Raw genomic sequence first — 11,714 nt, 5'->3', positions numbered from 1 at the left:
TCAGGCTTCAAGAGCAGCCGCATCCCGAAGCGCCTGCACATTGTCGGCTATGGAAGCGCCGCCGAACACCGCATTGCCCGCTACCACGACCGTGGCCCCGGCCCGGACCACCTCGCGGATATTGCCCGCATAAACCCCCCCATCGACCTGCAACCAGGCGCGGGAGGCGATCTGATTGAGCATGCCTCGGAGCCGGCGGATTCTCTCTGTCGATTCGGGGATGTATTTCTGGCCGCTGAAGCCGGGATCGACCGACATGACCAGCGCCATGTCCACATCGGGAAGCACCTCCGCGATCGCGGAAAGCGAAGTGCCCGGATTGAGGGTGACGCCGGCCATGGCTCCGCGAGACCGGATATGCGTCAGGACGCGGTGCAGATGCGTACAGGTTTCCACATGCACCGTAACGAGGTCGGCGCCCGCGTCGATGAAATCGTCCAGATACCGGCGGGGCTCCTCGATCATCAGATGTACATCCAGTTTGGCTCCCGTTTCGTCGGCCAAAGGCCGAAGCGCTTCCACCACAAAGGGGCCCACCGTAATGTTCGGCACGAACCGTCCGTCCATCACATCGATATGGAGCCAGTCGACGCCGGCATCCAGCGCTTCCCGCGCCTGATCTCCAAGGCGCGCGGCATCCGAGGCAATGATGGAAGAAGACAGTATCAAAAAACCGCGCGGAAAAAGATCATGCCGAGGGCTACCGCCACGACATTAATCAGGGCGATCGGAAGCAGGACCTTCCAGCCCAACTGCATGAGCTGGTTGTATTTGAATCGGGGCAGCGTCCATCGCACCCAAATAAACAGAAAGGCGAAAAACGCCACCTTGGCAAGCAGGGACAATACCTGGAGCGCTCCAAGAAGTATACTGCCGGCGAGTTCCGGAAAAGCCTCTATCAACAGGGGCTCGAACGGCACCAGATACCCCCCGAAGAAGAGGGTTACAATGACGAACGACGCAACCCACCAGTTGACGTACTCGGCAAGAAAAAACATACCGAATTTCATGCCGCTGTATTCCGTGTGGTACCCGCCGACCAGTTCCTGCTCCGCCTCCGGCAAATCGAACGGGGCGCGATTCGTTTCGGCAAACGCCGTAACCACGAAAAGAACCGCTCCGATCGGATTGCGAAACACATTCCAACCCAGAATCGCCCATCCCCCCGCCTGATCCTCGACAATACCCGTGACATTGAGCGTCCCCGCAAGCAGAATCACGGACACGACAGCCAGTCCCATCGTCAATTCGTACGAAATCATCTGCGCCGCCGAACGCAGCCCGCCCAGCAGGGAGTATTTGCTGTTCGAACTCCATCCCGCCAGGGTAATACCGTAGACGCTGATGGACGTAAGCGCAAGAATGATAAGGACGCCCGGCCCCACATCGGCAATAACCACCCCGCGCGCAAAGGGAATCACGGCGGGGACGGACATGGCTATGACGACCATGACTACCGGGGCCAGCGAATGGATAAAGGGGTTCGCCGAAGCGGGTCGGATATCTTCCTTGAAAAGCAGCTTGAGCACATCGGCGAACGGCTGGAAAAATCCTCTGGGCCCCACGCGGTCGGGACCGGGCCGGAGCTGGATATACCCGGACACCTTGCGCTCGGCGTACACGAGCACGGAAGCCGAGAGCATCATCAGATTCAGCACGACGAACGCCACGATCGCCGTCCAGTAAAGAGGTATATCCATGCGTGGTTTTCTAAAAAAATTTCCGTGCGCGGCGCCGGTTACACGGTGGCTCCGATCTCCGCCAGACGAACCCCGTGCGCCCCCATGCTTTCGTAGTCAGCGCCCTCGAAACTTCCGATCGTCTGCGCGACTTCCTGCATAATCGCTTTCGGGGAGGCATCCTCCTCCTGCAGGCCCATGCTGCGCGCAATCGCAGGCAGCATTTCCCAACTCGGTTTGCAATTTACCTGATTCGATTCATTATGCCAGCGGTCGAACGGCGTACCATGCGAATCCGGACGGCTGATGCCCATTTCCATGCGGAGCGTCCGGTTGACGCCCCTGATGGCCTTGGCCGGCCACACCCGCTGTGCGTATCCGTCCACGCTCACATACGTGCCCACGGTCTCCACGACCATCGCAGCCGGCAACACCACATCGGCGGCGGCAATGGTTTCGTTCGTGGTGTGATAGGTATGCAGAATGACCGGAATGTCCTGCACGTCAGCGGCCTGGAAAAGCCCGCTGGCTACCGGATCGTCTTCCAGAACATATACGGCCGCGATCTCGCCTGCCTCGAGCCGGGCGCGCACGAGTTCCGGATCGACCGGATGGATACCGAGCCGCCGGCATCCCTCGGCATTCGGCGTTTTGTCATCCGTGATCAGCCACCCGTCGCCGGCGCCCGGTTCGACATGGGGAATGTACGCCGGGGCGGAAGCGCCCAGGGAAGCAGCCAGCTTGCCAAGAAGGTAGTTGTCCTCCACGGTTGCATACGGCGATCCCAGAAAGAGAATATTCGATCCCTCCACCGAACCGAGCAATTCGGACACACGGGCGTACGCAGCTTCCCAGTCGACGGACTTCAACGCCCCGGCCATGCGAACCTGAGACCCTTCCGGGCGATGTTCATTGAACCGCGGCCAGACCGCGCGATCCTCGTCCGGTAACCAGTACTCGTTGATATCCAGGTTCGTACGGGGCGTGATGCGCAGCACCAGATTGTCGCGCACCCAGTAGGAACAATTGGCCCCCTTTGCATTGGTGACCGTGATGGACGGCGCCGAACTCATCTCCCATATCCGGGCGCGGAACCGGAAGTCGATGGATGTGAGCGCGCCCACCGGACAGATGTCAATGACGTTCATCGAGTAGGGTTCGTCGAACACTTCGCCCGGCGCGGTCATCGGATAATTTTTTACGCCCCGTTCGATGATAGTCAACTGGTGGCTCTTCGACACCTCGTCCGTAAATCGCGTGCACCGCGTGCAGTTGATGCAGCGCTCGCCGTCCAGCATCACCCGGGGGCCCAACACCACCTTCTTGGGCTTCTGGACCTTGAGAAATTCGAAACGGGACCCTTCGGGACCGTACTTGTAGGTCTGGTTTTGCAGCGGACAGTGACCGGCCTGATCGCAAATCGGACAATCAAGCGGATGGTTGATGAGCAGGAACTCGAGGTTGTCTTTCTGAGCCCGCTCGACCTGTTCGCTGGTCCGATGCGTCCGGACCACCATGCCGTCCGCCATATCCACGGAGCAACTCGTGGTCATCTTCGGCATCCACCGGATCACGGGCTCCCCGTCGTCATTCCGTGTGATCTCGCCGGTCTCCCTGTCCCGAACCGGCATGCCCACTTCCACAAGGCACTGCCGGCAATTGGCGGGAATCGAAAGCGCCGGATGATAACAGAAATGCGGCAGCTCCACACCAAGATCCAGGCAAAACTGGAGCAGCTTCGGCTGCCCCTGAAATGCATACTCCTTGTTGTCTATCGTAATGGTCGGCATGATTGGAACGTACGTCGCCGGCATATCACGCCATGGCGTATATGCTTTGCCGGCATTTGGCTTCAAATTCTTCCCGGAAACGCTGGATGGTATTGCGGACGGGCCAGGCTGCCGCATCGGCAAGAGCGCACACCGTTCGGCCTTCCATCTGATCGCAAAGGTCCATCAGGATATCCAGGTCGCGCAGGGTCCCTTCCCCCTCGTCGATGCGGGTAACGAGGTTCTCGATCCATCCGGTCCCTTCCCGGCATGGCGTACACTGCCCGCAGCTCTCGTGATGATAAAACCGGGTGACCCGGCGAAGAAACTTGACCATGTCCGTGTCCTCGTCCATCACCAGCATTCCGGCCGTTCCCATCATGGAACCCGCTTCGCGCAGCGATTCGGTATCCATCGTTACGCCATCGATCATGTCGGCGCGCAGGACCGGCACCGAGGCGCCGCCCGGCACGATCGCCTTGAGCTTCTTGCCGCCGCGCATCCCCCCGGCGACTTCTTCGATCAGATCCGTGATCAGCATACCTGTCGGATACTCGTACACGCCGGGGCGCTCGACATGCCCGGATAGGCCGTAGAGCACGGGGCCGGGGTGTTTTTCCGCGCCGATGCCCGCAAACCATTCGGCGCCCCGGTTAATGATAAGGGGCGCGCAGGCCAGGGTCTCCACGTTATTGACCGTGGTCGGACAGCCCCAGAGTCCCTTTTGCGCGGGAAACGGCGGCTTGATGCGCGGATAGGCGCGCTTGCCTTCGACGGACTCGAGCAGGCTGGTCTCTTCCCCGCAGATGTACGCGCCCGCTCCCTTGTGGATAATGATCTCGCTGGAAAAATCCGTCCCCAGAATCCGTTTGCCGACATAGCCTTCTGCATAAAGCTTCGCCAGTTCATGTTCCATATGGCGAATCCAGTCGACATACTCCCCGCGGATGTAGAGATAGGTCGCGTCGATCTGCATGGCCCGGGCCGCAATCAGGATCCCCTCGAAAATGAGGTGGGGGTTGTATTCCATGAGCTGCCGGTCCTTGAAGGTCCCCGGCTCGCTTTCGTCGCCGTTGCAGGCGATATAGCGGGGCGTTCCGGGATCGACCGGCGGCATGAAACTCCATTTCAGCCCGGTCGAGAATCCTGCGCCGCCCCGACCGCGCAGGCCGCTTGCCTTAACCGCCTCGGTCACCTTGTCCGGCGCCCATTTTTTACTATGGGTCAATACCGCGCGCAACGCCTCGTAGCCCCCATGTTTTACATACACCTCGAACCGGTGCAAATCACGAACCGGAGGCAGGAGTACGCGCTCGTAGTTGCGCCAGTCGCCGGCTTTGGTAGCTCCGTTTCTGCTGGGTGAAGGCATTTTCATACGTGGTAGTCCGGGCGCGATGCAGGTCCTCCGGATACGTTATTCGAGTGTTTCGGCAATGGGCGGGGTCCGGCCTGTATCCGTCGCCTCCGCATCCGACCGCCGGTTTCCGTCCAACGCGTCTTCGTCCTGCGGCAATGTGACGGATACGAACGGGGGCATATCTCCATCCTTCAGCGCATCGATCAGCGCATCCAGTTTTTCCCTTGAAAGATTATGTACGTACGGTCCGTTCGTAACCTGTAGCATCGGCGCCGTGCCACAGGCTCCGAGGCATTCCACGCCCTGAATTGTGAACAACCCGTCTTCGGTCGTCTCTCCCTCCCGAACGCCAAGTTTTTCTTCAAGGTAGTGCAGCATGTCGTATCCACCGCACAATTGACAGCTGAAGCACGTGCATACGTCCAGCACGTGGGACCCTTTCTTCGCCTTGTAATACTGCGTATAGAACGTCGCCACACCGTATGCAAGCGAAAAAGGAATCTCGATCGTATCGGCCACGAGACGAATCACCTCGGGAGGCAAAAACCCGAATTTCTCCTGAGCGAGCCAGAGCGTTTTCATTACGGCGCCTTCAGGCGTGGGATACTGCCCCCGAAATTCCTCGATCTGCTCCTTTTCCGCATCCGTGAACACCAGATCTTTTTCGGAAAAGACAGGTTCCGGGAGGCGATCCGGTAACGGGACGACAGGATGTTTGATAAAATCGCTCACGGTCGGCTTATTTGTCGGCTTCTCCCATGACCGGATCAATGGAGCCGATGAGAATGACCGCATCGGCCACCAGAGACCCTTCCAGCATGTGTTCGAGTCCTTGTAAATTCGTAAAGGAAGGCGCGTTGACCTTCGCCCGCCAGGGATTGCCCGTACCGTCGGACTGGAGGTACCACCCCAGTTCCCCCTTCGGCGATTCGATCGCCTGATAACAGGCGGCGCCTTTCGGCGGCGCGACCCCTACATCGGTATACAGAAAATCGTGGATCATGCCCTCCATGGAGTAATACACCTCGTCCTTCGACGGATAGGCCCGCTTGGCGTCGTCGGCGCGAATGGGGCCGTCAGGCAAGCGATCCAGACATTGCCGAATAATCCGAAGACTTTCTTTCATCTCTTCGAGCCGCACAAAATACCGCGCGAGGGAATCCCCCGCTTCACGGGTCGGGACATCGAAATCCACTTCCCCGTAAAACATATATGGTTCGAAACGGCGAATGTCATACGGTTCGCCGCTGGCCCGCAGATTCGGCCCCGTAAGCCCGATCTCCACGGCTTCCTGGCGGGTAAGCGTGCCCACATCGCGGTTTCTGTCGATCCATATACGGTTCCGGTTGAGCAAGGCTTCCCAGCCTGCTATCTCCTGACCGAAATCGTCCACAAACTGGTGGATCAGGCGGAAGGCTTCCGGCGTCAGGTCCGAAAACAGTCCGCCGATGCGGCTGTGCGATACGGTGAATCGGGCGCCCGCCACTTCGTCAAAAATACGGTAGAGATCCTCGCGCCCCTTGAAGGTCCACAGAAAAACGGACACGGCGCCGGCATCCATCAATCCGACCCCCAGCCAGAGCAAATGCGACGAAATGCGCGCCAGTTCGCACATAATCATACGAAGCCACTGCGCTCGTTCGGGTACCTCGATAGCAGCAAGTTTCTCCACGGCCAGGCACCATGCCACATTGTTGGCATACGGCGCAAGGTAATCCATGCGATCCGTGTAGGGCATGAATTCCTGATAGGTCTTGTGTTCGGCAAGTTTCTCGATGCCGCGGTGCAGATAACCGATGTCGAGCACCGATTTCTCAATGGTTTCGCCATCCATTTTGACCACGCACCGGAGGACGCCGTGGGTGGCCGGGTGCTGCGGCCCGATGTTGAGGATCATCTCATGCTCGAGCGGATCCCCCTCGTTCGCCTCGTTGCGCTGCGCCTGCTCCAGCCACACATGCTTGCTTTCGAGGCGCTCGTAGATCGCCTCGTTATGCCGGGGCCAGAACCGGAAAACCGATTCCTCTCCTGATGTCCGGAAACCCGATGCGGCGCTCATTCTTCCTCGGTAATCTGTGACGGGGGTTCCTGGTAACTCTTCGGCGTCGGGCCCTCATGGGCCGTCGGAAACGGGTCGTACTGGAGGGGTCCCTCAGGGGTCCGGGGGGGCAGCGGCAGCGATCCGGGAATACCCAACTGGGGAAATTCTTTCCGCTGCGGATAGTATTCGAAATCTTCCGGCATGAACATCCGGCGCATATCCGGATGCCCCTCGAAGCGAATGCCCAGCATATCGTACACCTCGCGCTCGTTCCAGTTGGCGGCGCGATATACATCCGTTACCGTAGGCACCGTCAAGGCGGCCTCGTCCACCCGAACCTTCAGGCGGATACGTTTTCCCTTTTCAAACGATACGAGGTTATAGAACACCTCAAACCGGTCCTCTTCCACGAACCGATCCGCGCCGCCTACATCCGACAGATACAGGAAGCCCTGTTCGTCCTTCAGAAAACGGCATACATCCGCTATGCGCCGTGCCTCGACCAGAACGGTCTGCTCCCCGGCATACTCCTCGACACCCAGAATGGCCTTGTCGAACCGGGCGCATAACGCCTCAATGATCTCAGAGACGTGCGTAGTGGGCTGGGAAAGCGGGTTGTCCCCGCCGGGAGTCGCCGCGTCTTCGGGCGTAAAAAAGAAATCAAGCACCCGGTGAGACGGCATGCCTTCTTCCGCCGGGGGGCTATGTTCGGCGTCCGTGGACATCTCAACCAATACCGTTACCCGTCTGCCCTGCCGGAAGTGCATGTCCCTGCACGTAATCCTGCGTAACGGAATACTCGTTACGGATCTTCTCCTGGATATCCATCAGAGCATGTAAAAGAGCTTCCGGACGAGGCGGACATCCGGGGATATACACATCTACCGGCAGAAAATTATCGCACCCCTGCACCACCCCGTAGCAACGGTGCATCCCGCCCGTCGAGGCGCAAGCCCCCATGGCGATACACCATTTCGGGTCAGCCATCTGATCCCATACCCGGCGGATGGCATGCGCCATCTTGTACGATACCCAGCCGGCCACAATCATCAGATCGGCCTGGCGCGGTGAAAAGCGCATAGCTTCGCTTCCAAAACGGGCTGCATCGTACTTGGGACCTGCAAAGGCCATCATTTCAATAGCGCAGCAGGCAAGCCCCATGGGCATCGGCATAAGTGAATTGGAGCGCGCCCAATTCAATACGGCATCCACTCTGGTGGTAAGAAATCCCTCGTTCCGGGGGCCTTGCGAAACCATGGTATTCAGTATGATGGGTCTTCGGAAAACGAAACACGCAGGGTCAATCGAACTCCAGCCCGCCCTTTTTGACATCGTACAGCAGACCGACGCCAAGAATAAGGATAAACAGGCAAACAACCGCAAGGGCTCCAAGGGCAACCCCCGCATCCATGAACTCGTGGAAACTTACGGCCCACGGATACAAAAAGACGACTTCCACATCGAACACGATGAAGATCATCGCCACCAGGTAAAATTTCACCGAGTAGCGTTCATGGGCCGTGCCCACAGGATCCATCCCGCTCTCGTAGCTGCTCTGCTTGATCAGATTACGCCGGCGCGGCCCGAGCCAGTCGGCGCCCTTCAGGAGCGTCAACGCCATCCCCGACGCAAGCGCCATCATAATAAGCAGGGGAACGAAATCCGCAGGCATAGTTCGTGCAGACAGTGGATACGACTATGATAGACTATGCGCCAGAGGAACAAAACAGGCGGCACCACGCCTGTACAGCGCCTCCGTCCGTAAAAGAGCCCCGGAGAACCGGATGTAAACGCGTAGCATGGGCAAAATACCCCACGTAAGCAGGTCAATCAACGCGAAACGGCCATGAATATCCCGTCAAGGAGAATGGATAGGGCTACAGGGTACGGAATCAGCCTATCCTTCTATATTTCCAGGGTCATCTGTACAAGCCCCATCCGCCCTATCTCCGGCGAGCCGACGAACTCGCGGTGCCGTTGATCCAGCACATTGAACAGGGACAGATTCATGCGCAATCCGGACACATAGTCGCCGAGATCGTATCCGGCGCCGACATCCAGCAGCGTATGCTCCGGCACGGGCCCTGTGTACAAACCCGATCGAACCTCGAAGCCCCCGGTATGCCGCACGGATGCATGGACGCTCCAGTTGCCGGAAGATTCGTAGGCAAATCCGCCCTTGACCTTCGTAGCAGGGGCATTCATGGACAGTTCCAGCGTTTCTTCCTCTTCGCCAAGCTCGCCGGCGTCAAAAAAATTGTCGCTGACCCAGGACAGGTTTCCGAAAACGCGCAGCCGGTCGCCAAGCAGCAACTCGGTGGACACGTCCATGCCGTAGTATTCGATCTCCCCCATGCTCCGATAGGTCATCAGAAGCTGGCCGGGTACCATGTTTTCCACAGGCTGCACGATGGCAATGGGCGTATTCTCCGGAAGAAACGCCGCAAAGTCGGGCCGGGCAAGCTCCACGATGAGCGACGATATGTCGTCTGCCGAGAATCCTACCGCCTGCAAGGCCGCATGCAGGGTCTCATTGCCCGCGATTCCGTCGGCGAGCGCCGCTTGCAGGTCGCCGAACAACAAGTCATGATTGGGCACCAGCACGAAGGGCGTCTCTACCCGCAACGGGCTGACGAAATTCTTCCGCCGGGTGTAATACCCGTCCACGGCAACCAGCAGCCGCTCCCCTAACAACCCCTTGTATCCTATTTCGAAGATCTCGCTGGACGTGTATTCCAGGGAAGGGACATCCACCACATCCTGGGCTATACTGTTCGGATCGATATCGAATGTGTTCAAATCCACATATCCGATATTGGCCGGCGTCAGGCCCGTCACGGTGATGCCCCCGTCCGGACTGAGCAGGCCGATAAACTGGTCAATGAGCACCGCCGGTATGTTTAAGCCCTGCGCCGCAAGCAATCCTTGCAAATCAGACACCGGAATACTCGAAAGCGCTCCGTACATCTCACTATAGAGCAAACCGAGAGGGACGCCTACGGGCACGGGCGCTCCGAAAATATCCGGAAACATACTGGAGGCGATCAGGCCGCCCTGTGCATCGCGCTGGAAATGAAATCCGTCCAGTGATCCCCGGGCCTGGATCGTAAGCGGTCCGGCCGCGCCCGCATTGAAGTCCAGAAAAAGGTTATGCGTGCCGGGCGAAGCGAATGCCCGGTTGAACGTGGCGCGAATGCTGTGTGCGGGATCCGGTTTGAAAACGAGGGCGGCCCGGGGAGAAAACTGCACCCCGTCGAACAAATCGTGCCGGTCCGCGCGCACGGCGAGGGTCGCATTCAACATTGGACTCAGCCGAACGACGCTCTGAAGATAAGCGCCTGTCTCGGCGAATCGGTCACGATCTTCGTTGCGGCCAAAGACCGTGGACTTCGTAACCGGATTGGTCAGTTCGTATTCCGCGCCGAGCACAAAACGGAACCGCTCGTCCAGAATATCGAAGTCGTACTGCCCCTGTACATTGATCTCGGTCGAGTTGTCCACTACGTCATCGACCGATCCCTCCCGATAGACAAAGGAATCGCCCGCATCGTTGAAATTCGCATAGGCCTGGGCGAAAAACCTTCCGGCGTCGAGGCGAAGCTGCCCGTACGTATATCCGAACCCTTCGCCCTGAATCGTACCGATCGATGAAAGCCCGATGGTCTTGACCGCCGAAAATCCGCCATTGGCCGTCAGCGTGACGTTCGAGCGAGGCTGCCAGGAAAGCAGACCCGACAGGGTATAGTTATGGTTATTGTAATCGACGGGAAGCGCCTCCTCTCTGAACGTGCCGAGTTGTATGGCATCCAGGGGATCCTCCGGATCGAAGGCAAAGTCGTTGGCGCGCTGAAAATCGGCGACGACCTTGTAACCCAGTTTGCCGCCCGCAACCCCCGCATGGCGCAGGGAGGCCGTCAGTGCATTGCGCAAGCCTCCACCCACGCGTACCGTCGTACCCGGATGCGTAAACGGATCCTTGCTGATGAAGTGGATCACGCCTGCATCGACCCCGGCGCCGAAGAGTGCCGATCCCGGACCCCGGACCACTTCGATGCGCTCCAGATCGATCTGGCTGATCGGCATCAGGCTGTAATCGTTCAGGCCCAGAGACGCCACGGCCGCCCGCCGGTAATCCGTCATGACATACGTGGCTCCGGTGAAGACGTTATTGAACCCTCGCAGCACGACCTCATACCGGTTGACGCCCGTCTGCGCCATATCCACCCCGGTTACATTCCGAAGCAACATGGCGGAGGACGGCAGGGCCACGCTTTCGATTTCTCTTGTATCCAGGACGGAGATCGAAGCCGGGGCGTCCAGCACCTTCTCGGAGGCGCGCGATGCACTCACGACCACGGCATTGAGATCGAAACCCGTCGGGCGCAAAGCTACGTCCGCCGTGAGGGATTCGCCGGGCTGCAAGGATATCTGCATCTCTTCCTGCTCGTATCCCACAAAACGCACCGAAAGCACGTAATCGCCCGGAGGAATTCCGGAAATCTCATACGATCCGTCGGCGTCCGAGGCAGCGCCTGCAATCACGACACCATCCACCAGCAACACCACATTGGCGTCTTGCAGAGGCGCCTCCGACGACGCGTCCGTAACCACGCCGTGAACCGATACGTCGGCTTGCGCCTGCGCCGATCGGGGCGCGAACGCACCGAATGCAAGAAAGCAGAACAGGGAGGTAGCGAGCAGATAGCGCAGCATGGCGTTCATGATAAAATGGGGAAAGCAATGAACCTGTTCAAACAAGGGTTCTCAAGAGATCATATCCGACCTGCATATCCCAGTGCGAATAACGCCCGATTAAATATAAATATGTCTCCCTACCGAAACTGTCAAGAAATATACCGGCGACCCGT

10 protein-coding genes are annotated in these 11,714 nt (G+C 58.7%); all 10 read right to left on the bottom strand.

The window, feature by feature from the left end:
- The 10 genes from rpe to F4Y00_06515 all read right to left on the bottom strand — a co-directional run bounded on the left by rpe (window position 1) and on the right by F4Y00_06515 (window position 11,568).
- Window positions 1–669: a ribulose-phosphate 3-epimerase gene (gene rpe / locus F4Y00_06560; protein MYE04613.1), complete on the bottom strand. Its 669-nt coding sequence runs from the start codon at window positions 667–669 to the stop codon at window positions 1–3.
- Window positions 666–1,700: an NADH-quinone oxidoreductase subunit NuoH gene (gene nuoH / locus F4Y00_06555; GenBank protein ID MYE04612.1), complete on the bottom strand. Its 1,035-nt coding sequence runs from the start codon at window positions 1,698–1,700 to the stop codon at window positions 666–668. The genes rpe and nuoH overlap by 4 nt, the downstream gene beginning before the upstream one ends.
- 38 nt (window positions 1,701–1,738) lie before the next feature.
- Window positions 1,739–3,469 carry a molybdopterin-dependent oxidoreductase gene (locus F4Y00_06550; protein MYE04611.1) on the bottom strand — a complete coding sequence of 577 codons (1,731 nt, stop codon included), beginning with the start codon at window positions 3,467–3,469 and terminating at the stop codon, window positions 1,739–1,741.
- Between the two features lie 25 nt (window positions 3,470–3,494).
- Window positions 3,495–4,817 (bottom strand): NADH-quinone oxidoreductase subunit NuoF, encoded by a 1,323-nt coding sequence (gene nuoF / locus F4Y00_06545; protein ID MYE04610.1) that lies wholly within the window; start codon window positions 4,815–4,817, stop codon window positions 3,495–3,497.
- Between the two features lie 45 nt (window positions 4,818–4,862).
- Window positions 4,863–5,537 carry an NAD(P)H-dependent oxidoreductase subunit E gene (locus F4Y00_06540; protein ID MYE04609.1) on the bottom strand — a complete coding sequence of 225 codons (675 nt, stop codon included), beginning with the start codon at window positions 5,535–5,537 and terminating at the stop codon, window positions 4,863–4,865.
- Window positions 5,538–5,544: 7 nt separating this feature from the next.
- Window positions 5,545–6,864: an NADH-quinone oxidoreductase subunit D gene (locus F4Y00_06535; GenBank protein MYE04608.1), complete on the bottom strand. Its 1,320-nt coding sequence runs from the start codon at window positions 6,862–6,864 to the stop codon at window positions 5,545–5,547.
- Entirely contained in the window at window positions 6,861–7,529 is a 669-nt protein-coding gene (locus tag F4Y00_06530; GenBank protein ID MYE04607.1) for an NADH-quinone oxidoreductase subunit C, read from the bottom strand. Before F4Y00_06530 ends, F4Y00_06535 begins: the two co-directional genes overlap by 4 nt.
- 43 nt (window positions 7,530–7,572) lie before the next feature.
- Window positions 7,573–8,103 (bottom strand): NADH-quinone oxidoreductase subunit B, encoded by a 531-nt coding sequence (locus F4Y00_06525; protein ID MYE04606.1) that lies wholly within the window; start codon window positions 8,101–8,103, stop codon window positions 7,573–7,575.
- Between the two features lie 43 nt (window positions 8,104–8,146).
- Complete coding sequence (locus F4Y00_06520; protein ID MYE04605.1) at window positions 8,147–8,518, bottom strand: NADH-quinone oxidoreductase subunit A; 372 nt, start codon at window positions 8,516–8,518, stop codon at window positions 8,147–8,149.
- Between the two features lie 233 nt (window positions 8,519–8,751).
- On the bottom strand, window positions 8,752–11,568 hold the full coding sequence (locus F4Y00_06515; protein MYE04604.1) for a TonB-dependent receptor: 2,817 nt from the start codon (window positions 11,566–11,568) through the stop codon (window positions 8,752–8,754).
- Between the last annotated feature and the right edge of the window lie 146 nt (window positions 11,569–11,714).

This window comes from Bacteroidetes bacterium SB0662_bin_6, assembly GCA_009839485.1.
In the GTDB taxonomy this organism is placed as follows: Bacteria; Bacteroidota; Rhodothermia; order Rhodothermales; family VXPQ01; genus VXPQ01.
Note: the sequence above shows the minus strand (reverse complement) of the source record. Positions and strands in the feature narration are given on the sequence as shown.

Excerpts from the sequence above, each read along its gene's own strand:
- nuoH (MYE04612.1), bottom strand. The coding sequence starts at position 1,700 with ATGGATATACCTCTTTACTGGACGGCGATCGTGGCGTTCGTCGTGCTG.
- F4Y00_06550 (MYE04611.1), bottom strand. The coding sequence starts at position 3,469 with ATGCCGACCATTACGATAGACAACAAGGAGTATGCATTTCAGGGGCAG.
- nuoF (MYE04610.1), bottom strand. The coding sequence starts at position 4,817 with ATGCCTTCACCCAGCAGAAACGGAGCTACCAAAGCCGGCGACTGGCGC.
- F4Y00_06535 (MYE04608.1), bottom strand. The coding sequence starts at position 6,864 with ATGAGCGCCGCATCGGGTTTCCGGACATCAGGAGAGGAATCGGTTTTC.
- F4Y00_06530 (MYE04607.1), bottom strand. The coding sequence starts at position 7,529 with ATGCCGTCTCACCGGGTGCTTGATTTCTTTTTTACGCCCGAAGACGCG.
- F4Y00_06525 (MYE04606.1), bottom strand. The coding sequence starts at position 8,103 with ATGGTTTCGCAAGGCCCCCGGAACGAGGGATTTCTTACCACCAGAGTG.
- F4Y00_06520 (MYE04605.1), bottom strand. The coding sequence starts at position 8,518 with ATGCCTGCGGATTTCGTTCCCCTGCTTATTATGATGGCGCTTGCGTCG.
- F4Y00_06515 (MYE04604.1), bottom strand. The coding sequence starts at position 11,568 with ATGAACGCCATGCTGCGCTATCTGCTCGCTACCTCCCTGTTCTGCTTT.